At 39.5% G+C, this 25,278-nt stretch carries 17 protein-coding genes; 5 read left to right on the forward strand and 12 right to left on the reverse strand.

The window, feature by feature from the left end; genetic code table 11:
• Positions 1-42: 42 nt before the first annotated feature.
• Genes H5162_RS07370 through H5162_RS07385 form a run of 4 tightly spaced genes read right to left on the reverse strand, consistent with a single transcriptional unit; the run spans position 43 to position 6,105 of the window.
• Positions 43-3,183, reverse strand: coding sequence for an efflux RND transporter permease subunit (locus tag H5162_RS07370; RefSeq protein ID WP_182778092.1), 3,141 nt, complete (start codon positions 3,181-3,183; stop codon positions 43-45).
• An 11-nt stretch (positions 3,184-3,194) separates the two neighbouring features.
• Entirely contained in the window at positions 3,195-4,415 is a 1,221-nt protein-coding gene (locus tag H5162_RS07375; protein WP_182778095.1) for an efflux RND transporter periplasmic adaptor subunit, read from the reverse strand.
• The gene (locus H5162_RS07380; protein ID WP_182778097.1) at positions 4,412-5,671 is read right to left on the reverse strand and encodes a TolC family protein; all 1,260 of its coding nucleotides are present in this window, start codon (positions 5,669-5,671) and stop codon (positions 4,412-4,414) included. Before H5162_RS07380 ends, H5162_RS07375 begins: the two co-directional genes overlap by 4 nt.
• A 53-nt stretch (positions 5,672-5,724) precedes the next feature.
• Positions 5,725-6,105, reverse strand: coding sequence for a hypothetical protein (locus H5162_RS07385; protein ID WP_182758504.1), 381 nt, complete (start codon positions 6,103-6,105; stop codon positions 5,725-5,727).
• Positions 6,106-6,271: 166 nt separating this feature from the next.
• Here H5162_RS07385 and H5162_RS07390 point away from each other — a divergent pair, with 166 nt between their 5' ends.
• The 5 genes from H5162_RS07390 (at position 6,272) to bfr (H5162_RS07410) (ending at position 12,337) form a co-directional block, all read left to right on the forward strand.
• Entirely contained in the window at positions 6,272-7,135 is an 864-nt protein-coding gene (locus H5162_RS07390; protein WP_145236243.1) for a cation diffusion facilitator family transporter, read from the forward strand.
• A gap of 112 nt (positions 7,136-7,247) precedes the next feature.
• On the forward strand, positions 7,248-8,321 hold the full coding sequence (locus H5162_RS07395; RefSeq protein WP_182778181.1) for a PepSY domain-containing protein: 1,074 nt from the start codon (positions 7,248-7,250) through the stop codon (positions 8,319-8,321).
• Positions 8,322-9,013: 692 nt separating this feature from the next.
• Positions 9,014-11,152 carry a TonB-dependent receptor gene (locus H5162_RS07400; protein WP_182778099.1) on the forward strand — a complete coding sequence of 713 codons (2,139 nt, stop codon included), beginning with the start codon at positions 9,014-9,016 and terminating at the stop codon, positions 11,150-11,152.
• 236 nt (positions 11,153-11,388) lie between these two features.
• Positions 11,389-11,862 carry a bacterioferritin gene (gene bfr, locus H5162_RS07405; RefSeq protein ID WP_149980077.1) on the forward strand — a complete coding sequence of 158 codons (474 nt, stop codon included), beginning with the start codon at positions 11,389-11,391 and terminating at the stop codon, positions 11,860-11,862.
• Between the two features lie 10 nt (positions 11,863-11,872).
• Positions 11,873-12,337, forward strand: a complete 465-nt coding sequence (bfr, locus tag H5162_RS07410) for a bacterioferritin (protein WP_145236253.1) — start codon at positions 11,873-11,875, stop codon at positions 12,335-12,337.
• Positions 12,338-12,435: 98 nt separating this feature from the next.
• Here the strand turns inward: bfr (H5162_RS07410) and H5162_RS07415 are convergent, their stop codons facing one another.
• From H5162_RS07415 to H5162_RS07450, 8 genes are all read right to left on the reverse strand, one after another.
• Positions 12,436-12,630 (reverse strand): (2Fe-2S)-binding protein, encoded by a 195-nt coding sequence (locus H5162_RS07415; RefSeq protein ID WP_145236256.1) that lies wholly within the window; start codon positions 12,628-12,630, stop codon positions 12,436-12,438.
• 188 nt (positions 12,631-12,818) lie between these two features.
• On the reverse strand, positions 12,819-16,295 hold the full coding sequence (locus tag H5162_RS07420) for an ATP-binding protein (RefSeq protein ID WP_182778102.1): 3,477 nt from the start codon (positions 16,293-16,295) through the stop codon (positions 12,819-12,821).
• 15 nt (positions 16,296-16,310) lie between these two features.
• A complete protein-coding gene (locus tag H5162_RS07425) occupies positions 16,311-18,578 on the reverse strand; it encodes an ATP-binding protein (RefSeq protein ID WP_182778104.1) in 2,268 nt (755 codons plus the stop codon).
• Between the two features lie 9 nt (positions 18,579-18,587).
• Positions 18,588-19,856 carry a PotD/PotF family extracellular solute-binding protein gene (locus H5162_RS07430; protein ID WP_182778106.1) on the reverse strand — a complete coding sequence of 423 codons (1,269 nt, stop codon included), beginning with the start codon at positions 19,854-19,856 and terminating at the stop codon, positions 18,588-18,590.
• A gap of 106 nt (positions 19,857-19,962) precedes the next feature.
• Entirely contained in the window at positions 19,963-20,883 is a 921-nt protein-coding gene (locus H5162_RS07435; RefSeq protein WP_182778108.1) for a diguanylate cyclase, read from the reverse strand.
• Positions 20,874-22,988 carry an EAL domain-containing protein gene (locus tag H5162_RS07440; protein ID WP_182778110.1) on the reverse strand — a complete coding sequence of 705 codons (2,115 nt, stop codon included), beginning with the start codon at positions 22,986-22,988 and terminating at the stop codon, positions 20,874-20,876. Before H5162_RS07440 ends, H5162_RS07435 begins: the two co-directional genes overlap by 10 nt.
• Before the next feature lie 540 nt (positions 22,989-23,528).
• Positions 23,529-24,149 carry a YceI family protein gene (locus H5162_RS07445; RefSeq protein ID WP_259398182.1) on the reverse strand — a complete coding sequence of 207 codons (621 nt, stop codon included), beginning with the start codon at positions 24,147-24,149 and terminating at the stop codon, positions 23,529-23,531.
• 300 nt (positions 24,150-24,449) lie between these two features.
• On the reverse strand, positions 24,450-25,196 hold the full coding sequence (locus H5162_RS07450) for a type 1 glutamine amidotransferase domain-containing protein (RefSeq protein WP_182778112.1): 747 nt from the start codon (positions 25,194-25,196) through the stop codon (positions 24,450-24,452).
• Between the last annotated feature and the right edge of the window lie 82 nt (positions 25,197-25,278).

Genomic DNA, 25,278 nt, shown 5'->3' on the forward strand with positions numbered 1-25,278 from the left:
AGACGCAAGTTTATGCGCCTTGTGTAAGGTACTGCAGTAAAGCTAGTTTTTATTCCCATTGACACGATAAAACTGCTGACTAAATTGAGCGTAGAGTACCGGCAATACAAATAAAGTAAGAAAGGTTGCGGTAAATAATCCGCCAACAATAACCGTTGCTAATGGTTTTTGAATTTCAGCGCCGATGCCTGTTGATATCAACATGGGTATCAAACCAAGCGCTGAGGTTAACGCTGTCATTAGTACCGGTCGCAGCCGAGATAGTGCGCCATTAAATGCCGCGCTTTGTAGACTATCTCCCGCTTTAACGCGATTATTAATACTCTCAACCATCACCACGCCGTTAAGCACTGCCACCCCAAACAAGGTAATAAAACCCACAGAGCTTGGCACTGATAAATATTGCCCTGATACGTAAAGTGCAACCACACCACCAATAACTGCTAACGGCACATTGACTAAAATCAGCAATGCTTGGCCTATTGAGCCAAATGCAAAATACAAAAGTAATGCAATCAAAGCCAGCGAAATAGGCACCACGATAGATAAACGTTGCTGCGCCCGTTGTTGGTTTTCAAATTGACCGCCGATATTCACACCATAACCTGCGGGTAAATCAACTTGCTCAGCTATGGCAAGGCGAATATCCGCGACGACTGAGCCCATATCGCGCCCTTGTACATTGGCTTGGATCACTACTCGGCGCTGAACGTCATCACGGCGCACTTGTGGCGGACCAGATTCAATATTAACCGTTGCGACATCTCCAACCCTAACCACGGCACCTGTCGGTGAGGATAAACGTAGGTCTGCAATGGCTTCTGGGCTGTCACGAAACTCTGCACCAATGCGCACATAAATATCATACCGCTCATTGGCATTAATAATTTGCCCTGCCGCAGTGCCGCCAATGCCATCTTGCACTATCGACATTAAATCACCCACAGATAAACCATAGCGAGAAAGTGCTAAGCGGTTCGGTTTGATCACTAATTGTGCTTCACCAGCAATTTGTTCCATTGCCACATCTTTAGCGCCAGCAACACTTTTTACAGCTTGCTCAATTTGCTGCCCTTTAGCGACTAACACATCTAAATCAGCACCAAACAGCTTAATCGCTAGTTGCGCTTTCACCCCTGATAGTAGCTCATCCACCCGCGTGGCTATCGGCTGTGAAAAGTTAAACAATAAACCAGGAAACTGCGCTAATTTTTGTTCCATTAACACTTGCAGTTGTGCACGATTAGCAGCTGATTGCCATTCACTCACTGGCTTTAAACCTAAGTAAATCTCAATATTATTAACTGGCTCTGGATCCCCCCCGACTTCTGGGCGACCAATTCGGCTAAGTGCATACTCAACTTCAGGAAAGGCCAATAATATCGCTTCCAACTTAGGAGCGACCATTAATGCTGTATCCAAGCTTGCCGAAGGTGCCAGTGTTACCCGTAAGTTAATAGTGCCTTCTTCAAGCTCTGGCACAAACTCAGTGCCTAGTTGCGGCAATAAGATACCAGCAATCACAACTAATATTCCCGCCAGCGAGATCACCGTTTTACGTGCGTTCATTGCCCAGCGTAAACATGTTTGATAAGTTTTATCTAACGGTTCAAGTAATACACTGCGCCTAACTGTGACACCTTTAGAAAATAAATACACTGCCATTGCTGGCACGATTACTAGCGCAACAATCACAGCAGAAATAATAGCTAACATGATACTTATAGCCATTGGCTGGAATAATTTAGCTTCTACGCCTTCAAAACTAAACAGCGGCATAAACACGACTAAAATAATTAGTGCAGCAAAAAATACCGGCCTGGCAACTTCTTTAGCCGCCATAGTGATCAATTTAGCCGGTGAGTGATCAGCATGAATATTGTTAGTTAAGTGACGAAAAATATTTTCCACCATAACCACCGAGCCATCCACCAGCATACCAATTGCCACAGCAATACCACCGAGTGACATCAAATTAGCCGAGAGCCCTAACCACGACATGACACATAAAGCCATACTAATGGAGATTGGTATAGACAATAAAACCAATAATGTGGCGCGTAAATTCATTAAAAACAACGCCAGCACAACCACAATAAATACAAACGCTAATAGCAAGGCATCTACCACAGTATCAACCGCTTTGGTGATCAAATCAGCTTGGTCATATAACGGTTCAAACGTTACCCCCTCTGGTAGTGCTTGATTGATCATCGCAATCCGCGCGCTAATACCATCAATGGTTTGCTTGGTATTTGCACCAATGCGTTTTAATACCACCCCTGTCACCACTTCACCTAATGATTGCACATTACCTTGACCATCTTTTTTACTCATCGTAGCGGCACCTTGGCGAATTTCACTGCCAAGCGTCACCTCTGCCACATCGGCAATGGTGATCACTGTGCCATTGATGGTTTTCAATGGCGTTTGTGCTATTTCTTGCAGCCCTAGTGTGCCGGCATTAAACCAACCTGTTCCACGAATAACTAACTGCTCTTGGCCGCGGTTCATATACCAGCCACCTACATTGGTGTTGTTTTCTTCCAGTGCAGTTACCACTTGTTGTTGCTCGAGCTGATAAGCCAATAACTTATTTGGGTTAAGATTTACTTGGTATTGACGCACATCACCACCGAACGACAGTACTTCGGTAACCCCATCAACAGGTAGAATAAGCAATTTGACAATCCAATCGTTTAAGCTGCGCAGCGCCATACTATTCAAGCCAGATTCAGGTGATGCCGCTAATAAGTATTGGTAAACCTGCCCGAGCCCTGACGTATTCGGGCCCATTTCTGGCAAACCAATCCCGTCCGGGATCAGTTCTTTCGCTGCTTGCAAACGCTCAAATACCAGTTGGCGGGCAAAATAGATATCCACCCCTTCTTTAAACACCACGGTGACACCAGAAAGCCCCGTTTTAGAAATCGAACGAACTTGCTCTACATCAGGTAATGCATACATGACCGCTTCAATTGGGTAAGTGATCAGCTGCTCAACTTCAACGGCAGCCAAACCTGGTGCTTCGGTATTAACAGCCACTTGCACATTGGTAACATCTGGAAAAGCATCAAGGTTGAGTTTTGGGATCACCACAACACTGGTGACAATTAATACACAAAGAGTCAGCAAAACCAGTAATCGATTAGCAATCGCACTATCTATTATATTATTAAACATAGTGTTAGCTCCTAATGGTTGTGCGGATCAAAACCGCCTTTAGCTTGTTCTGATGCGACAAAAAATGCTCCTTGAGTAACGACTTTAGTGCCCTCAGCTAATCCTTTAATTTCACGAAGCTGACCAAACCGTCGGCCACGTTCAATTTCAGTTGCTATAAATTCACCGTCTTCATCTTGCACATATACCGCCCAATCACCATCTGGGTTCCTAAGTAGAGCTTGCTCTGGTACTGCCAAAACTTGTTGCTCAGTTGAAAATTCAAAATACACGTCACTAAACATCCCCGGGTGTAATTGATGCTGGCTGTTTTGTACACTTAAACGCACAATCCGTGAACGAGTGATCTGATCTATAGTGTGTGCTTCTTGGATCACCTTGGCTGGGTATGTGAATTGATTCACTTTCACTTGCGCTATTGTGCCTGTATCAATATTAATGGTTTGATTTGCCGACAATTGCGCTTCAACCCACAGTAGACTTTCATCAGCAATCAGCATCAGTTCAATTCCTGCATCGACCCGCTGCCCTTGTGCAAAATTATCACTGAGCACAGCCCCTGACGTACCAGCAAATAATGTGTACTCCCCCAGTTTATCGGCTGGGCTGACCGCACTTTGCGCAATTGCTTTAGCCGATAAACCAAACGCCACAAGTTGACTGTGAGCCACTTCATATTCTGCCTTGGCTGTGAGTAAGCGTTTTTCGCTCACCGTACCTTTGCCCATTTTTTGCACCCGCTGCCACTGTGCTTTAGCTAATCGATAAGTGGTTTGTGCACTGGCGACCTCGGCACTAAATAAAGTCACTAACGGTGCGCCTACTTGAATATGTTGTCCTAAGGTTGCGTGACGTTTCACCACAATTGAATCTACCCGTGGCGATAATACATAACTGCTATAACCATTAGCTTTGATTTCACCAGGGGCATATAGCTGCGATTGATAAGTGCGCTTCACTAATGGGCTGATCTGCACATTTGCTAAACGCATTTGTGTCGGGGTTAAACGTACCCCGCCGGCTTGATCATGTTCAACATTCTCACTCGGTTGTACTGCTGTGGTAGCACTATGATCAAGGGCTGCATCTGGTGTATGAGCGTGCGGTGCTTCTTCACTGTGTTGATGACCTGTTTTTGTATCATCAAACTTTTGTTGTGCAACAGTGGTTGCCTGCCCTAAATTGCTAAAAATAAATAGCACAGCAGAAAGAATAATTTTTAAGCGCGTCATAGTGCAGCTCCATCAGTTAGGGGATCCGTAAAGGTAGAAATATAATGACTAAGTTGACCACTTTGCGTTAACCAATTCACGCTCGCCAGTTGGCTTTGCTGAACAATTTCAATGCCAGCAAGTAATCCTGAAATACGCTGTTGGCGCATGGTTAGGTACTCAGCGGTACTGATATCACCGCTTTGCCATTGTTGCTCTATCAACGTAAGGCTGCTATCTGCATTTGCTTGGTTAATCGACTGCCAACGCTTAACGCGCTGAGCGTACGCTTGCATCACCTCTTTACTGGCTTGCGCTTGAAACGTCATAGTGCGCTTTAAAGCTTGATATTCGGCTTCTTTTGACATCACCATAAATTCTGCAGCTTGATATTCATCGCTAAAATTATTCACTATATTCAGCGGAATAGAAAAACTCACAGAGACAAGGTTATCATCACCATTTTTACCTGCTACAAGCCCAATGGTTGGTTTGACGGCTCGTTCTGCTTTGATCACCTTTACTTGCTGACGCTGTTGTTGCCATTGTGATTTCACCAGCAAAAGTTGTGGATGTTGGACCACATTTTCAGTATCTGTAGTGAGTTTAATACCACTGAGTAACTGTTCAGGTGTCAGCTGTCCATCCTCGTGCCACGTTGGTAACAGTGCCTGCACAGCTAATTTAGCATCTGCATAAGCACTGGCTTGTTGGGCGGTTTGATTCAAAATTTCTGATAGTGAGTACAATGCTAATTGTTCATCCAGCAACCCGACTTCTCCGGCCGCTCGACGGCGCTTAACCACGGTAACTAAACGCTCTAATTGCTGCTCTTGCTGTTGCGCTAACTGAAAAGCTGCTTTACTACTGCGCCAATTGATAAGCGCAATCAGGGTTTGTTCAACTAATTGTAAATACGTTAATTGCAAACGCTGCTGCTGTGCAACCAGTGTAAGTAGCGCCGCACTGTGTTGTGCCTGTTGTTGATCATTAATATCAAATGTTTGGCTCAGCCCAATACTAAAATTATTAGCATCGCCTTCTTTTTCAATACTCGACTCAAGGTTTGGATTATATAGAGATTGCCCTGCGGCTCGCACAGATGCAGTGGCACTTTGCAGCTGCTGAAAATCAGCCTGTAAATTTGGGTGTTGTTTTAATTGCAACAACAACCAGGTTAAATCGGCGGTATTGTGCGTTGGCGCAGCCAATGCGGGTGGTGCAGCTAATACAGTCGCACACAGACAAGCAAACCCAAATGGTTTGTATAAATTCATAACATATACTCTTACTAAATAAATCGGTGACCATAATATTGGCCAGCTAAAAATTAACTTAGTGAGTGAGTAATTGGAGGGCGTAGATCAGGAATAAGCAGACGCGAATTAAATACAGGGGCGTTCAAACTAATAATGTCGTAGCTTGGTAAATTGACATGCTGCTGCCACGGCTCAGTAAAAAATGCGGGGATATGACATACATGACAATGCGCATCATCGGCGTTATCAGCTAATGCTTGGCTTAATTGCTGATGTTGCAGTTGGTGAATATCATGATCGTTATTGACAGAGCAGTGTTCGTCTAATTGACTTTGTTGATGTAATAATTGCGAGGTTACATTAATAGCAGTGTTATGATCAGCCACGTCAAAACTATCCAGCACAGGCTGAAGTAGTACAAACGCTAAAATAAACAACACTAATTGCTTCAAGCAATATATCCTTTGAACGATTTCCAAGCTAACTTAACACATCTTTTCGTTACTGAGAAGTGCTTAACCGCTCGCGACAGATGCCAACTTTATGCCACTGGCTAATTCAGCAATGCTCATTTAGTATTGTAGTATCAATATAATAACAACTTAGGCAATACTCAATATGGCTCATCAACATTCTCATAGTCATCACAATGACGACCAAAGTGATCGCCAGCTAGGCTTCGCTGTTTTTATCAATGTGCTACTTACTATTGCCCAAGTTGTTGGCGGTCTTATCTCTGGCAGTCTGTCTTTAATTGCCGATGCATTGCATAATCTCAGTGATGCAGCGGCTATTTTTATCGCATTAATCGCCCGTAGAATTGGTAATAAACCCGCTAACGAGCACTATCATTTTGGTTATAAACGTGCAGAAATTTTAGCCACATTGTTAAACAGCAGCACCTTAATCATTATTGGTGGATTTTTAATACTAGAAGCCATTGACAGCTATTTTAACCCAACCCCAATCGATGGCTGGATTGTAGTGTGGGTGGCAGCATTAGCACTAGTAATTGATGTTGCGACGGCGGTGTTGACCTTTCGTGCGGGGGCAAAAAATAGCATGAATATTCGCGCTGCATTTATTCATAATGTGTCTGATGCTATGGCCTCGATCGTGGTAATTGTGGCTGGTACCTTAATTATTCTCTATCAATGGTATATTGTTGATTTGATTGCCACAGTATTCATTTCGGCATATGTAATTTATCACGGGGTATTACTACTGATTGAAAGTTGCAAAATTCTTATGCAAGCTGCGCCCAATAACTTTAATCGTGAAGCAATCACTAATGCGTTACAAAAGCACTTTACAATTAGCCAAGTACACAGCATTAAAGCCTGGCAAATTGATGAGAAAACGACCTGTTGTGAACTGGTGATCATAGCTACTCAGCCACTTGATATTGACGCAATTAAAGACTATTTACACCATGAATTTGCTATTGAGCAATGTATTATTGAATATAAACAGCCACAATAACAAACCATGATGCGAACTCATAATTGCATTTAATCGGATTTTTATTGAAAACAGCTCGCGTTCTCATTTATCATCGCATCTTTATTTTTATAAATATCATAGGATATCTGTGTTGTTAAAGCTGTGGTTACGCCGTACTCATTTAATACTGACATTAGTTAGTGGGCTGTTTTTGATCTGTTTAAGCATCACCGGCGCTATTTTAATTTACGCAAAAGACATTCAGCAAATCATTAACCCGCAATATTGGACAGTAACCCCGCAATCAACACCACTGGCCTATCCGGTGCTTATCAATACGCTGGCTATTCACTCCAAACAAAATGTCACTTTACTTATGCCAGAGCAGCAGCCCACTGTTGCATGGCAAGCCCAGCTTGCTGATAAAAACTATATCAGCGTTAACCCATATACCGGACAAGTACTGCTCAAATATGATTATTACAGTACAGTGTATGGCTTTACCATGGCCGTTCATCGTTGGCTATTATACCAAGATGCAGATGGCAAAAAGCCGCTGCGCAATTGGGTCTCTATCTGTGCGTTAATTTTTATTATCAATATATTCGTTGGCGTATACATGTGGCTTAAACCTAAAAATCGCCTAAAACGTTTAGTAATAAAACCCAAGGCTAAATTACGTATTTTGCTTTACCAACTCCATACAGTGATTGGCATGTATCTGTTTATCCCTCTTATTTTAATTGCCTTTACTGGTATGGCATTTCACTGGAAAGACGAGACCAAAGCAGTGCTTGAGTTTGTAACACAAAATAATGTAGAGGCACGCCCTAAAGCGCCGGAACTCGAGGTGCCAAATATAATCAATGGCGATAACTTTGCAGTGGCTATACAAAACGCATTAGCCGTATTTCCTGAGGCTGAATTATTTCGTATCTATTTACCTAAAAAAGCCAGCGACCCAGTTGCACTTAGAGTAAGAAATCCTGATGAAAGTCATGCTTATAGTTGGGTATGGGCCGATCAATACACCGGTCAAGTCCTGCAATCTTACGATGCCTCAAAGGCCAACCTTACAACTCGCGCGTGGAATTTTAAATACAAATTTCATATTGGCGATTTTGCCGATTTTTTGGTGCAAATGTTATGGCTATTGGTTGCACTACTGCCTGCTTTTTTTACTATCAGCGGGGGTTACTTTTGGTATAAACGCCATTATAGATAACTCAGCATTATAACGTTTTAATAAATCAGCTCGCACTGGTGATGTTGAACAATAACTTTAAGTTCACACCACCAGTAACACTGTCAGATCAACTCATGCCACCCTTACCTTTCAAATAACTGCCGTTCCTGACTCGATGTAAATGTACTTTTTGCCTTGTGGCAACTCATACTTTAAACAAGTGACGTTGCTTTATTTTTCCTATTTTAGCTCCTAAAATTAATCGTACCAATTACATGGAATTAATCACTTATTAGCGCATCAGGAAAAAAGCTTAAGGACGAGAGCTATGAAAAGTGTTCTATTATTATTTATAATCAACCACCTGTGTTTTTTTATAGCAGCCGAGTTTTTTACTGGCACCTTGAGCAAACTATCAGGTAATAGCTTTCTCTCAGTGATAGGAATCATTTATGCCTTTGTGGGTTTTCCACTCCAGCTACTTATTGAGCTACTACTGCTTATTGGTTTTTGTTATCAACTTTTTAATGTCGGAAAATATCAAGCAAGTGCGCCGCTTTGGTTGGCATTTTTTGCAAGCATAATGCTGATGTTTAACTTTTTTGAATAGCAAAAAACAAAATGCAATTGATAATAACTATCAATACCCTTGCCTTTACACTTCTTTACACTTATTATTGCGCCAATAAAAACAGCAATATCTCATAATTACATAGTCGTAAAGGATCTTCATGTTTAAAACCTCTTTCACTTTATTAGCCCTCGCTGTAAGCACTGCCACTTTTGCCGATGAAGCAATCAATAAAAACCAATTAACCGATGCACAAATGGAGCGTGTGGTTGTCTCTGGTAGCCGTGTTTTTGAAAGCATTGATGAGGTTCCCGCATCAATTACTATTATCAATCAACAGCAAATCGAAGAGCATTTAAAAGTAAATCCAGAGCTACAAAGCTTACTTGCGCAAATGGTGCCGGGCCTTGCTCCTGATACAGGTAGTTCGAGTAATACCGGGCAAACGCTGCGTGGTCGTGCACCACTTATAATGATTGACGGCGTGCCGCAATCAACCCCACTGCGTAATGGCTCTTTAGGTATAAAGAGCCTCGACCCAAGTGCCATCGGCCGCATTGAGGTGATCAAAGGTGCCACCTCTATTTACGGTAACGGTGCATCAGGCGGTATTATTAATTACATCACTAAACAAGCAAAAAGTGATGGTAAAACCGAAGGTGAAATAAGTTTATCGAGTCGCTTTAGTGCGGTAAAACTTGAGGAAAGTGCCGGTGCAAGGCTATCAGCAGCCATTAATGGCCGTGCTGACAAATTTAGCTATTTAGTTACTGCCAGCTATGAAGAAAATGGCGTACAACGTGATGCCCAGGGTGACATACTCGGTTTACAATATGGTTTATCCGACGCAGTTACACAAAACTACTTTACTAAATTGGGCTATGATTTTGATGACGAAAAACAGCTACAGTTTAGTTATAACTACTTCAGTTCGCAGCAAAAAACAGACCTAGGCGATGTTGCTGGCGATATGAGCTTAGGCGAAAAAACCTACGCAATCCATGTACCATCTGAATTACAAAAACAAGGTAAACCACAAGGCCCCGAAGGCAACGAAAATATCACCCTAAAGTACATAGACTACGCGCTATTTGATAACACCCAAATGACCTTAGATCTTTATATGCAAGATATAGAAAACGTGTTTTTCTTCTCCACCAATCTTGCTAATCAAGACGAAAATTATGACGGCGGCCAGTCAATTATCAGATCAGAGAAAAAAGGCGCACGGGCAACATTTAATACCCAAATAGATTTTGATTCTATCGAAGCCTCATTTATTTATGGTATCGATGCATTAACCGATGTGACTTCGCAGCCACTTGTTGATGGCCGTATCTGGGTTCCAGAGATGGATATGCAAAGTGTTGCTGGCTTTTTACAAACCAAATGGGTGATTGCTGATGACCTTATTGTCAAAGCCGGTGTTCGCAAAGAAAGCATTGATTTAACTGTAGACGATTACCGCACACTTAAACTATGTAAAACGCCAACTCAGTGCTCAGTACCTATTAACGTTAAAGGCGACACTATAGATTACGATGCGACAACCTATAATATTGGTATTAAGTACAACCTTGATGAAAAATTCAGCCCATTTTTAAGTTACTCACAAGGCTCCGATATTTCAGACATTGGCCGTTTGTTGCGTGCTGCCACGGTAAACGATATTGGACAGATCCAAACTGAAGCCTCGATCATCGACAACTATGAAATTGGTTTTAATTCACAATTTGATAATGTACGTATTGAAGTTGCCGCCTATCGTAGTACCTCTGAACTTGGCACAACCAATAAATTTAATGAAGTGACCGGCGTATATGAACCAGTACGAGCACCACAGGAAATTTGGGGCTACGAAACACTGGTAGATTATACAATTTCTGCAAACCTAAAATTACTGGCAACGTATAGCTATGTTGAAGGTAAAAACACCGAAGCAGATGTTTATTTAGGTTCTAAACAGATCAGCCCACCAAAAGCGACAGCTAACCTAAACTGGCAACCCAGTGATGCTATGTCTCTAACATTAAGTTACCTGTATGTCGGCGATAGAAAACGCTTTGCAGCAAATGACGATGGCAAATATGTGGGCGATCAGGGCCCTGTCGAAAGTTATAATATTTTTAACTTAACTGGCCAATACCAATTTGCTGATAACTGGCAAGGGTTTGCAGGTATTGAAAACTTATTTAACGAAGATTACTTTCCAGCCCGCGCTCAGTCATATACATTCGGCGGCTATAACATCAAAGGTTTAGGAACAACAGCAACTGTTGGCGTTAAATATAAATTTTAAGCATCATTAAACTCGTTCATTACGCGGTGCAATGAACGAGCCTTTCTTAATTTAACCTTTAACCTTTAACCTTTAACCTTAAATATAAATAGCAATCTGTTCATAAAGCAACCAACAATGCAAACTTAAACGAGAATCACACGCAATATTAACCATATGATTTAAAAGGAAAATACTTGCAATTTTGTGGTTTTACACTAAACTTGTCGCAATTATGAATTTCAAGGTAGGCCGTTATGAAAGGTAATCAAAAAGTTATCGACAGCTTTAACACATTGCTTGCAAATGAACTTGCAGCAATCGATCAATATTTCATCCACTCACGTATGTACGATGATTGGGGTTTAGATAAACTTTATGTACGCCTTAATCATGAAATGGAAGAAGAAAAAGATCACGCTGATTGGTTAATTAAGCGTATTTTATTCCTCGAAGGCGTACCGAACATGACTAAACGTCGTGATCTAATTATTGGTCATGATGTTAAATCAATGATGCAAAATGACTTAACCCTAGAGCTTGAAGTCGTTGAGTGTGTTAAAGAAGTAATTGCAGTCTGTGAGCAAGAAAAAGACTATCAGTCACGTGAGATCCTTGAAAAGCTATTATTCGATACCGAAGAAGATCACGTTTACTGGCTTGAACAACAACTTGGTTTGATTGATAAAATTGGTAGCCAAAACTATCACCAATCACAAATGGGCGAATAGGAGCTAAATTATGAAAGGCGATAAAGACGTTCTTGTTGCATTAAATAAAATACTGGCAAATGAATTAGTAGCCATTAACCAATATTTTTTGCATGCCCGTATGTTTAAAGATTTTGGTTTTAGCGCATTAGACAAAGCCGATTACAAAACCTCGATTCAAAAAATGAAAAACGCTGACCGTTTAATTGAGCGTATTTTATTTTTAGAAGGCTTACCTAATCTTCAAGATCTTGGCCGTTTACGCATTGGCGAAAACAGCGAAGAAATGATTGCCTGCAACATGAGTTTTGAACTAGATTCATTGGTTGATCTAAAAGATGCGATCAAACTTGCTGAAAGTAAAAAAGATTATATTAGCCGCGAAGCGCTCGATAACATTTTATCTGAGCAAGAAGAGCAAATTGACTGGCTAGAAACACAACAACAGTTAATTAAAAGCACCGGTATTGAAAACTACCTGCAGTCGCAAATGTAACGTTTGGTTAATACCAAAAAAGCAGCTTAGGCTGCTTTTTTAGTTTTTATAATACAGATAAATGTCACTGAGTTTAAACGATTACCAATAAGCAATAGCTACGCCACTTGCTCAGTAATATCAGCAATTTGAATAAGCTTACGGTTGAGGATCTTTTTAGTACAGCCGCAGCATTTGCCGCACTGGCTACCGACTTTAAGCTCTTTAGAAAGCTCGCGCATTGTAGTCGCGCCTTCGTCGATTGTTTGTTCAATTTTTTTATCTGTCACACCGTGACATAAACAGATATACATGAATACAAACCACTCTCAATTACATTCGAGCTTGTATATTAATCTAAACGTAAACGGTTCGCAATTAATAATCGCATAAAATTGAGAATTATTTTTATTTGCTTAATTTCATATAGTTTTAGATGATCACCGCAATCCGGCTAAAACTTGAGAGGCTGATATGTGTCACTTCATGAAATAAAGCATATCTAACCGTTATCTTCTTCGAGCCACTCATTCATATCATTCAATAACGCAGGAAGCAGCTTTTCCAGAAGTGAAAACTCTTTTTCAATATCTAGTTGCCCCTTGCTTGCTTGTAATTCAATCTCTGCAAACAAACTTCTTAACCCGTCGGCGCTTATCTCACCACATAAACCTTTAAGAGAATGCGCAACTTGACGAACTTGTTCATAATTACGATCATCGACAAATTCTGTTAGCTGTTTAAATTTTTCTGGTACTGTTTTAATAAACATAGTACAAATTTTAGTAAGCAATGCTTCTTTGTTAAGTAAACGAGAAAGTGCAGCTCTTTGGTCCCATAACACTTCTTTTTCAGCCGTAATTTCAGTGACAGGGTGTTCATTGTTGTCGTAATTAGATAATGCCCACTCTATTACTTTAGCTTGCGCCTCATTAGCTTGAATGGGCTTACTAATATAGTCATTCATACCAACCGATAAACACTTTTCTTTTTCACCCATCATGGCGTTAGCTGTCATAGCAATAATAGGAATATTTATAAACTCATTACCAGCATCTCCCGCACGAATTTTCTCACAAGCTTGGTAACCATTTAAGATAGGCATTTGACAATCCATCAAAATACAACGTATTGGCTTTCCTGCTAAGCGACTAAGCTTTAATGCTTCAATTGCTTTTTCACCGTTACTTGCTGTTTTTACATAAATTGGTAAAAACTCAAGTGCTCCAACTGCTACTGCGATATTTATCTCATTATCATCAACAATTAATATACTGCACCCATCAATTTGCTCTAAAGTTCGTACTGGTATATTACTGTTTTCGCTTGCTTCTACAGTAAGCAACTGCAATTGATCAACCTTACTCAGAGTTAATCCAATCGCTCTTAGTAAGTCACTTTGTGTGAATGGTTTACTAATTGTCGTGATCTTACTTGAAATACCTTTAGGTAATAGCGTTCCGGGTTTATGTAACACAACAATTTTAACGTTTGATTTATGGTGCATGAAGTCATCAATTATTTGTTCTAACTCACCACTTTTATTGTCTTCTGCATCTAAGAAAATAATGTCATAAGGTTCAGCAGTTATATCGGCTAAATCTTCAAAACTTGAGAGTTCGACCTCGCCCCCTTCATGACGAATTAACTGTCCTAGTAGCTCTTGAGATTCTTTATTATTATTAATAACTAAGACTTTTTTAGACAAATAATGTTTGTTCTGTGGTGTATTCTCACTACTTTCACTATCAATTATTATCTCAAAACTAAACGTACTGCCCTTAAGAGGAACTGAGTTCACTTTTATATCGCCCCCCATCATCAGGCATAACTTTTTGCATATTGATAATCCCAGTCCCTTAGCACCAGAGCCTGCGGTTATAGAGCTATCAGCTTGGTTAAATGCATTAAACAGTTGTTGCTGGGCGCTATACTCAATGCCTACGCCGGTGTCTTGGACGCTAATAATTAATTTGTGTTTTTGATCCTCAATCTTTTCTGATTCAACTTTGATCTTTATGAAACCACGCTCTGTAAATTTAATCGCATTATTAATTAAATTATTGATTATTTGGGTTAACCTTAATGGGTCTGATACAGCTCGCTGGCAATTTAAACCTCGTGTATCAAGATAAACCTCAAGCTCTTTATCAAAGGCCATTATGGAGCACGATTCAACTAAGCCTTCAATCAAGTACTTGGGATTAAATGTTTTAAAGTTTAATTCAAGTTTACCCGCTTCAATCTTAGACAAATCTAATATATCGTTTATCAACAAGTTTAAATTTGTGGCACTTAACTCCATCATACTAATCAACCTGCGTGATTGTTCTGGTAATTCTTCGCGCTTTAAAATATTCAATGTTCCAATCACACCATTAAGAGGCGATCTTAGCTCATGGCTGATATTAGAAATAAACGCGCTTTTTAGATCACTATTTTTGATAGCCAGATCTTTCGCTACAGCAAGGTCTTTCGTTCTGTTTCTAACTTTTGTCTCTAGTTCAGAGTTCAAACGTTTTACCTTAATTTCAGCCGCTTTCTCTTTACTAATATCCCGGATAATAAGCGCAAGGCCATTGAGTACAAGCTGTTCAGAAAATACCGGGCTTACTGAAATAGCAAAAAAGTAGGATTGCCCATTTACCTCTACGGACCGTTCATCTTTGACTTGTGGTTTCGAGTTTTCCAAATCGGCTATATACGTATCTATCGGCAGTTGTTGGAGTAATATCAGTTCATTGGTATGCCTACCTATAGATAAAGCTCTAGACGTTGATAATAATCGCTCTGCACTAAAGTTAAGGCTGGTTAATTCACCTTGAAGATTTAATCCAACAATGGCATCAATTGAACCATCGACAATGGCAGAAGACTCCCTACGTGCTTCTGCTAGCATTTGGCTTCTGGTTGCATTTCGATAAAAAGTAATAAGCAGTATTACAGTAAAGAAGATAATTACCAATAAAAAGCCATAAGTCAAAAGCCGTTTATCACTAATCATCGTATCGATATACTGCTTTGAAACGACAGTACTTAAATCAATATAACTAAACTTTTTTCCCGGTCGCATTTGCACACTATCGGAAAACACATAGTATTGATCACTCGCTTTTTGCTTCGAATCGATACGATAAAGTCCTTGGTATTGGATCGGCTGCTCATATAGCGTATCCCATGTGATGTTCGGTGCTAAATCTCTTGTAAATCGATACTTTTCGATAGGATGATATAAAAAGTCACCTTCAGAGCTGCTAATTATAAGCTGAGAATAGTCAAACACTGTGGTTGTTAATTTTTCAATTAAGGCATTTGCGTTCACGTTCATAATTAAGAAAGCAAAACGCTTACCTTCTTCACTGTAAATAGGGATAGAAAACCGTAACATCGGCTTATATGGAAATGTAACTTCTCCAAACTCGCGATTCAACGACATCGGAGATAAATATATTTGCTTAACTTCAAGCTGCGAACTCGGCAAAAAATACCGCTCCCCACTTTTGGGCTGTAACGAATAATCGGGTACAGCCTCCACTGAAGCACCTCGGCGCTGTACACGAATAAGCTCTTCTCCTGTTGCGGTAACGGCAATAACACGCAATTGCTCAATATTTAAATTATTTTCCATAAAGCCAATAAAGATAGTCTCTAATCGCTCTTTCCACTGTTTATAAGTGGTTCCATCATATGGGTCTATGCCATTATTATAATGAGCTCTTGGTAACCCTGAAATAGGCGGTGTAGAATGCAAAAAACTAATTTCCGATTTTGATCTAGATATAGATGAAGTCACCACCTCCCTTAATCGCAGGTTTGTTGCTGTAAACTCGTCCTCTATTTGTATTAACACACCTTTTTTTACATGCATTTCAAATAGTAAAACAGCCAAAACCAACAACAGACCAAAAAAGAACGTGATCCACCTAAGAAACGCCTTTGAAGATACAACTGACTTATTTACTTTCATGGAAGTATTCATTTTAGTCCTTTGTTACTAATGCTTAGTTAGGGGATTACACCACTTTAATAGTACCGTTCTTAAGCACTCATAATTTATTGGTTTGCCGATAAAATCATCCATACCAGATTCAAAACAACGCTGCTTATCGCTCCCTAGTACATTTGCAGTTAAAGCTATTATCGGTGTTGTTAAAAAAGCTGGCATCGTTCTAATTTTAAGTGTTGCTTGAGGCCCATCAAGAACAGGCATTTGCATATCCATAAAAATAATATCAAACGCACACATTTTGCACTGCGCAATCGCCTGTTCACCATCACTTACTATATTAATAAAAGTAATATTAAACTCTTTCAAAAGCGCTTCAATAACAATTTGATTAATCTCATTGTCCTCAACAACTAATACGTTTAAGTTAGATAGATCAATCTTTTGCGGTGCTGATAATTTAGTATTTTCATGTTTTCGACTCGCCTGTTTATCACCCCTTTGAGTCTTTAATTCAAAATAGAAGAGCGAGCCTTTACCAAGCTCACTTTCTACCTTTAAAGGCGCATCCATGAGCGCTAATAACTTGCTGGTAATAGCTAAACCGAGGCCTGTGCCGCCAAATCGGCGTGTAATCGAAGTATCTGCCTGTGAAAAAGCCTCAAAGAGTGTATCTATATGCTCTTGTGATATACCTATACCAGTGTCCGACACACCAAACGACAATATAAGCTCATTATTCGCCTCTTTCTGAACATTTACATTTAATGCAACACTTCCTCTTTCAGTAAATTTAATGGCATTGCCTAACAAATTTATAAGTACTTGCTTTATGCGTGTTTCATCTCCTGCAAAAATAATATTCTCTTCGTCTGTCGGCGATGAAACAAAAAGCGGCACTTGTTTTGCACTTGCTTGTTCACTAAATAGTAGCTTTAACTCTTCTAGCATTTTATGTAAATCGATTGATTGGTTTTCAAGCTCGACTTTTGCGGCATCAATCTTACTCAAATCGAGAATATCATTGATAATAACTAACAGGCTGGCGCCTGAAGACTGAATAATCTCCAACATTCTCGCTTGCTTATCTGTCAAAGAGGTATTACCAAGCTGTCGCGCCATCCCCAAAATTCCATTCATAGGAGTGCGGATCTCATGACTCATATTCGCCAAAAATTCAGATTTGACCTTAGAAGTATGTTCCGCTGCTTTTTTTGCAGAAATAAAGTCTTTACTTAACGCCCTGAAACGATTTGCAGCACCCGCTAACAAACCGATTTCATCTTTGCGTGTTAAATCGTGAATGGGCGCCGATAGGTCACCATTAAGAAAGCTTTGAAAACTTTTGGTTAATAGTTTAATAGCATGTGCTATATGAAAGTGAAAAAATAACGCTAGTCCAATGATATACAAAATAGCGCCTATTCCGAGTAGCTGTAAAACATGCTCTGTTTTTGAAATACTAACTGAGCCGGTTTCTTTTATTGTAATTAAACGTGACAGTGACTGCTCTCTAAGTGTATTTGCTAATGCACTAAACTCGATGGCATCACCCGCCATAACAACATTAACTAGACTTAAATAGTTACGATTTGCTTGAACGCTTTTAGTAAAAGCTTGCTGGTAATCTACAGCTAACTGAACTGTTGGGTCTTCGATCCTGTTTTGCTGCTTTTGCAAAGCTAATTCGGAGCTTGAGAGACTTTGCAGCGCCTTAATGACTTGTTGACGCTTAGAATAGTCCTTTTTAGTTAAATAAAGCTGCGCATTGTGGTGTAATGTGTGCCATATATTTATATTTTGCGTAATTAGCAACTTATCTTTTAAATCTGCGGTCAGTTGTAGTAAGCCTGTTAAATGGGCAACAGCGCCTAAATAAATACGTGGCAGCTCTGTATCTATCAATGCTGTTTTTATATTATAGCGCTTTTTTAGCACGCTTAGATTATCACCATACCTAAGCACGAGTTCAGACATGGCATCGATATAAATTTTATCGTCAACTTCACTATTTTTTTTATCTATTGCTTTTAAACGCTGGTCAATACTTTGGTAGTTCTGTTCAATCTTAGCAAATACCGCATCACTCCCTGATGCGCCATAGACCGAAATATCACGTTGCATTTCAACAATATCTTTGTTTATTCGTAAAACACCAATGGCATGATTACTAATATCCGTAATGTTATTTACCGATGTATCAATTGCTTCTAAGCGTTTATCCATGACGAGGTAGCTGATACTGAGTGTAATTACCACCAGTGCTAACGCTAATGTCATTTTAGCTGCAATAGAACGCGATATTAAATGTACCAAACGACGTCCTTAAGCATTAAGTAGTTCATACCATTTATCTAAACTATAATCGTAATTTTGCATTACGGTATTCCACACAGCTATATTTGAAAAACGTTTAATATAACTTCCACCATCGCGAGTCTGGCCAGCTTGTACAGAAATTTTACCATCCGTTCCAATCAGCTCCGTAGTTGCTTCTTTTCCCTCGTACCAATAATCCCACTCAGGCTTAGACATTAAGGGCTGGCTACGCTGTGGGTTAGATATATAGTAACCTTGTCGAGCAATAAAGGCTCCTGGATAACCAGATAGCCACCAATTCATATATTCATAAGCCGCATCTTTTACATGCCCCGAGGTATTAGCAGATAAACACATAACACCATGCCAAGCACGATACCCTTCCTTCGGGGATGCATTGACAACAGGAATACCTTGGCCTCTACAGGCACTCACACCCGGTGAAAACATACTTTGGATATTAACGCGCTTTGTCTTCATAAAATCCACTGACTGCGGTACTGATGTCCAGAAACCAGAAAAGTGGCCTTGCCTTTTTTTCGATAATAAAATTGCAAACAATTTATCTAATTCGCCAATGCTCATGTTGCCAATGTCGTTAAATGTCATCAGACCTTGGCCCTGAGCAGCAAGCGCAGCATCAAATATGCCTATTGTTGGTGCATTAACAAGGGCCACTTTTCCCTTATTTCTATCATCCAGCAACCAAGACCAAGACTCAGTTTCATAGGCTTGCCCCTTTTCGATGTAATCTGTGTTATAGCCAAATGAGTCAACATTGTGGACATATGGCATAAAGCTTATTTTTTTTGTAGGTGTACTTGCTAATGAGCCATCATTTTGAACAAATAAAATTTTGTTTGGTGCATCACCTGCCCCTAGTTTGGCCGAGGAGGTTATTTTACCTGTTTTAGTAAGGTCATTTATTTCATTCCAGTAGACAAGCCTATCGACGTCTATTGGTTGAATAGCACCGGCTTGCCATAGGATATTTATTGAGTCTGACCACTGTTCATAAAGGTCAAAAGAAGTTGGATCCGCCGCAGCTTTTTGTAAAACAGCTGCACTACCCATAGGTATAAATTGTAAATTTATACCTAGCTCTCGCATTGCTCGCTGCCGAAGCTCTTCTTGCAATGTAACGTGAGTGCCCATGACGCGCAAAGTTGTTACTTTTTTAGCAAATACATAAGGCGCTTTGAATGCGAGTGTTGATACAGCGGCCCCGGCACCTACCGTACGCAGGAAGTGTCTACGATCAGGTGAATAACTCATTATTATTTATCCAATACCAATGTCCCTAAGAGAAAAGTATAGACTAAACAATAAAAAAAACAGCAAATTAGATCTCATAATTAATTAAAATTACTAAGGAGCCAAATTAAACAACCTGTAATTTATAGCAATTACGGCCATCTCGCTTGGCGCAATATAGTCCTTCGTCAGCCAATGAGATCAACTCATTAAGCTCCATTGTGCCCTGTTTCTCACACGTTACTCCGCCAATACTAACAGTAACGTGCCCAATGGATGATTGACTATGCTCAATATTTGACTCATTAAGTTGTAGAATTATTTGTTTGCATACGTGCGACATCCCTTCAATGTCGGTATAAGGCAGAACAATCAGAAACTCCTCACCTCCAAATCTAATCGCTACGTCATGAGGCCTTTTTATACTATTGGCAAACACATCGGCAATTTGTTTTAAACAAATATCACCTTGAAGGTGACCATAATGGTCGTTATAAAGTTTAAAATGATCAATATCGATCATTAACACACTAAATGGCTTTTTTTCACGCTCTGATTGTTTCAGCGCATTACTGACTTCCTTCTCTAGATAGTGCCGATTATAAAGTCCTGTAAGAGAATCTTTATAAGTCAACTTCATCAACACTTCTAAGCGCAGCTTATTCTCTACGTGATTTGTAGTTCGATGTATAAGCGTTGAGGCAATTACTGGTTTATCAATAAAATCTGCTGCACCAACTTCCCAACAAGCATTCTGAGAATCAGTATCATAAGTTGCAGTAATAAATACAATAGGAACGTGCGCAAACAATATATCCTGTTTTAACGCTCTGCATACATCTAAGCCACTGATGTCTGGCAAATTTACATCAAGTAAAATGAGATCTGGGATATTGGATTTGCAATAATCTAACGCTTGTAAGCCCATAGCTAGTGTTTCGACTTCAAAGTAATCTTCCATGATAGCCTGTAGTGAAAAACGAATTATTTCATCATCATCAACTATTAATATTTTACATTGCGTTAATGGCTTAAGAGCTAGGTGCATATATTTCCTTTATTTTTGGCTTGAGTAAGCACGTCCATCATCTCTAAAAAGGGCATTGGTTTACCAAGTAAGTATCCCTGACCAATGGCACAGCCTAGAGATTGTAGCTTATCTCTTTGTTGGCTTGTTTCAATACCTTCCGCCACGATCTGTAGGCTTAATGAATTAGCCAAGTCGATAATTGCAGTAACAATATCAAGCGATTGAGAGTCACTAATCATATCACGCACAAAAGACTGATCAATCTTCAGCACATCAAGAGGAAATAGTCTCAAATATGACAGACTAGAATACCCCGTGCCAAAATCATCAAGCGCAAGGCTAACCCCCATATCAGCGATCGCCTGTAATTGCTTTATCGTTTGTTCGAAATTATCAATCAGTGCTGATTCGGTTACTTCCAGCTCTAAATAACGACTTGGTAGCTTAGTTTTTTCTAATATTGATGCAACCGTATCAACCAGCGAAATACCAGTGAATTGTTTAGCTGAAATATTAACAGCGACTTTCTTTGGGTATCCTGCATCAAGCCACTTTTTAGCATCAACACAACTTTGCTCCAAAACTTGTTCACCTAAACGGTAAATTAGTCCTGATTCTTCGGCATATTCAATAAAATTAAGTGGAGATATAAATTCTCCAGTGTCATCTTTTAGTCTCACTAATCCTTCAGCACCAATAACGTCGTTGGTCACTAAGTCATATTTTGGCTGATAAAGCACAACAAGATCATTGTTATCTAGCGCGTTGCGTAAGCAATTACCCACTTTTAATCGCTTAGTCATTTCAACTTGGAGATCATTACTAAAATAATAATAGCTATTAGCGCCTTCTTGTTTTGCTTTATACATTGCTGAATCTGCATGACGAAGCATTTCCTCTACACTTGATGCATCATCAGGATACACACTTATCCCCAAGCTTGCTGAAAGGACATGTTGCTCATCAGCTAATCTGAAAGGTTTAGCGATGACATCTAGCACTTGACTAATAAGCGGTTCAAGACCGAATGTGTCTTTTTCATAGGGAACAACAAGTGCAAATTCATCGCCGCCCACTCTTGCAACAGTAATATCATTACATGCAAATTTATCAAGGCTATGACCTATATGGGCAATTATTTCATCACCAATATGATGTCCTAAAGCATCATTTATGTACTTAAATTTATCTAAGTCAAGAAGCATCAGGCTCACCTTAGTATTATTAAATGAGGCTCTAGCTATTCCTTGAGTTAATCTGTCATGCAACAATACGCGATTGGGTAATGCAGTTAGTTGGTCGTGATGAGATAAATAAGTCATTTGAACTGACATAGCAAGGACTTCGCTAACATCTTGAAAAACCATTACTGCACCACGCTTATTACCATCCTTATCTAATATTGGAGCCGCACTATCTTCGACTCGGTGCAGCATACCTTGCCGACTAATTAACTGTGTGTTTATAGCCATAGCAACAGGCCGATTTTCCTTCAGAGCAACTGATAAAGGATTTATAGAAGGTATTTTTGTTGAGGCATCTCTGAGTATCATCACTTCTTCAATATGCCGCCCTCTAGCCGCGGTTTGTGACCAACCGGTTAGACGTTGCGCTACTGGATTTAGGTAAGTTATACACGCATGCTCATCAGTAGAAATAACACCATCAGCAATAGAGTCTAACGTGATCCGTAAGTGCTCTTTTTCAGCAGCCAAAGCTGCTTTAGTGCGCTGAATAGTTTTTTCTTGAATTCGAATTTTTGCATGGTTTTCAACCCTCATTCGACATAAAGTTAAATTCAAAGGTTTAGATATGAAATCAATAGCTCCCAATGAAAGCGCTTTTTGCTCGATTTCAGGATCATTATGAGAAGTGATGACCAAAACGCGTAAATCACCAAGATGAGGTCTTTTTTGTATTTCTAGTAATATGTCAAATCCACTAACATTAGGCATTTCTAGATCGAGTAAAAGTATATCTGGTCTAAACTCTTCAATAAAAGCGATGGCATCCTCACTTTTATTACATGAACAAATAAACCCAACATCGTCCAGAACATGCTCTAGTTGCAAGGTATTGATCTCTTCATCATCTATAACGAGGATTTTACAAAGCTCTGCCATTTAAACGCTCTCCATAATCTAATTTGCCTATAATTAAAGATAGTCCTAATCTCTATGAAAAGCGATACAGCCCAGTTTTAATATATATGTTGAATTATCATCCACATAAGTGGAAACAACTCAAATCACTATATAATCCTAAAGAGGGTTGGAATAAAAATAAGCCTGTAGGACAAAGGTTGCTTCTCAAACTTCAACAAATATGAGTTATTCGAATACAACTAGAACTATTTTATAAAGTAAGAGATCTGGCGCTTTTTAACCTCGCTATCGATAGTAAACCAAGAGGGGGGGAGGTGAGTAAATGACATCGCACATGGTAAAACAATCCAATCAAGGCCTATTGTTGCTCAGAAAAAGACAGGTATGTGGCACAAGTAAAGTCGACCAAAATGGAAACACATGCTAAAAATATTTAGCCCGTATTTCGCTTTTTAGACAAACTTCACAAAAGTGCCCTAGCGCTCATTCAGGGATTATATTCTATCTGCAAATTTCACTCATTGACGATTTAGTAGCTATCTACTTACTTCTTATTGCTTACCAAGCATTAAGAAATTCCGCATAAACTTCTAAGTCAATTTGATCCCCAACAATCGGTATATAACTGTCCATGCCAAAGTCAGAACGTTTGATTTGACCTACCGCGCTAAAACCAATGGTGTATTTTCCTGTCATCCAGTTGTCTGCTCCACCGTGAAATGTGGCTTTAAACGTCACAGGTTTGGTAACACCTCTAAGAGTTAAATCACCTGAGAAATTAAAACTGTTATCAGATATAACTGTAACAGTGTGGCTAGTAAATGATGCCTGCGCAAAACGCTCACTGTTAAACCAAGTGTCATTTTGTAAGGTTTCTGCTAAGTCAGCATTATTAATATCAATAGAGCTAATATCCACCACTGCGTTTAATGACGCCGCAGTCATATTATTAGGATCAAAGTTGAGTTGTGCATCAAATTTATTAAAACGCCCTACATAGGTTGATAACCCTAAATGTTGGATTTTAAATATTAATGCAGCATGTTGACTGTCTAGCTGATATTCGCCCGCTTGAAGCGCTATCAACTCAGATTTAACAGTTGGTGCAATCCAACTCACACAACTTGTCAGTAACAGCGCAGCACACATAACTGAGACCGAATGTATAAATGTTCGCATTGTATTCTTTGACGCTGAGTTCATAGTAGTTAAGCCATTAGTGATGTGTTGAGTGTAGGTAAAATAAAACGTCATTTTTCATAAAATCAAAATATATAATGCCTCATATTTTCCATTTTCACTTCTCTTTTATATTATGATGGAATGAAGCCGCGAATTTTTCCTTCACGCTCAAAGCCGAACTACTCAAAAGTGCATTTAGCGGACGGTGGTAACGCCCTAAAAAGTAAAGTGCGTAGCTGAGCGAAACCGAGTCAAACTTTAGCAGTTCCGCCTTAATTAGCTTATTAAGCGCCGTTATTACTGTCTTAAGGTTATCATTTCTTTTGCTACAAGTGCAGCTGAAGGCAAAAACATTGTTGAGATAATACGTTGATCTGCAATCACAGCGTGTTTATCTTTTAATGTTTTTTTATTTTGAGCAATAGCACCATTCTTATTAAGTTGATTTTCAATAAGAAAAGGTAAAAGTGTTCCTTGTTTTGCCCATGGTTTCGATGTTTCAGCAGAGTTAGGAAAACCAGCTATTTTTTTCCCTTTCACCAAAAACTCCCCATTAGATAATTTCACGTTTACAATGCCCGCTGAGCCATGACCACCAACACCTAAAATACCACCTGACTCATAAATACTACTGATAATGGATTGGATTTGTTTGTTATCTGTAACGTCAAACATTACTCCATAGCCACCACCTATGAATACGCCCCAATAGTCATTCGGGTCAATTTGAGCAGGTTTGAATGAGCTGTTTGCTTTTTCTAAGAAGCCTTCATATTTGATGGTGTAACTACTTATACCTAAAGGCTCCAACATAAACTTAACTTCTCCACCATTAGGTGATACAAAGTCAACTTCAAAGCCGTGGCTAAAAAAAATGTGATACGGAGGTGCAAATTCCCATAAATTATTTCTTGCGTCATGCTGTTCAGGATCACCCATATTTATCATATTAGATGCCACTATCAGTACCTTCTTTTTAGGCTCTGCTATTGCATTTGTGGCTAGCAAAGCGCCGGTTAGTAAAATAATGGATAAGAGTTTCATTTTTTTCCTTTATAAATAATTAAACTATTATTTAGACGAGACAAAAGACGAAAAGGTTTAAATATAGAATTTGTATCGGTAC

The organism is Pseudoalteromonas sp. SR41-8 (assembly GCF_014163915.1).
GTDB classification, from domain to species: domain Bacteria; phylum Pseudomonadota; class Gammaproteobacteria; order Enterobacterales; family Alteromonadaceae; genus Pseudoalteromonas; species Pseudoalteromonas rhizosphaerae.

Bases quoted from the DNA above. Each gene is read 5' to 3' on its own strand.
- H5162_RS07370 (WP_182778092.1), bottom strand. From the start codon at position 3,183: ATGTTTAATAATATAATAGATAGTGCGATTGCTAATCGATTACTGGTT.
- H5162_RS07375 (WP_182778095.1), bottom strand. From the start codon at position 4,415: ATGACGCGCTTAAAAATTATTCTTTCTGCTGTGCTATTTATTTTTAGC.
- H5162_RS07380 (WP_182778097.1), bottom strand. From the start codon at position 5,671: ATGAATTTATACAAACCATTTGGGTTTGCTTGTCTGTGTGCGACTGTA.
- H5162_RS07390 (WP_145236243.1), top strand. From the start codon at position 6,272: ATGGCTCATCAACATTCTCATAGTCATCACAATGACGACCAAAGTGAT.
- H5162_RS07400 (WP_182778099.1), top strand. From the start codon at position 9,014: ATGTTTAAAACCTCTTTCACTTTATTAGCCCTCGCTGTAAGCACTGCC.
- bfr (WP_149980077.1), top strand. From the start codon at position 11,389: ATGAAAGGTAATCAAAAAGTTATCGACAGCTTTAACACATTGCTTGCA.
- bfr (WP_145236253.1), top strand. From the start codon at position 11,873: ATGAAAGGCGATAAAGACGTTCTTGTTGCATTAAATAAAATACTGGCA.
- H5162_RS07415 (WP_145236256.1), bottom strand. From the start codon at position 12,630: ATGTATATCTGTTTATGTCACGGTGTGACAGATAAAAAAATTGAACAA.
- H5162_RS07420 (WP_182778102.1), bottom strand. From the start codon at position 16,295: ATGAATACTTCCATGAAAGTAAATAAGTCAGTTGTATCTTCAAAGGCG.
- H5162_RS07430 (WP_182778106.1), bottom strand. From the start codon at position 19,856: ATGAGTTATTCACCTGATCGTAGACACTTCCTGCGTACGGTAGGTGCC.
- H5162_RS07435 (WP_182778108.1), bottom strand. From the start codon at position 20,883: ATGCACCTAGCTCTTAAGCCATTAACGCAATGTAAAATATTAATAGTT.
- H5162_RS07440 (WP_182778110.1), bottom strand. From the start codon at position 22,988: ATGGCAGAGCTTTGTAAAATCCTCGTTATAGATGATGAAGAGATCAAT.
- H5162_RS07445 (WP_259398182.1), bottom strand. From the start codon at position 24,149: ATGCGAACATTTATACATTCGGTCTCAGTTATGTGTGCTGCGCTGTTA.
- H5162_RS07450 (WP_182778112.1), bottom strand. From the start codon at position 25,196: ATGAAACTCTTATCCATTATTTTACTAACCGGCGCTTTGCTAGCCACA.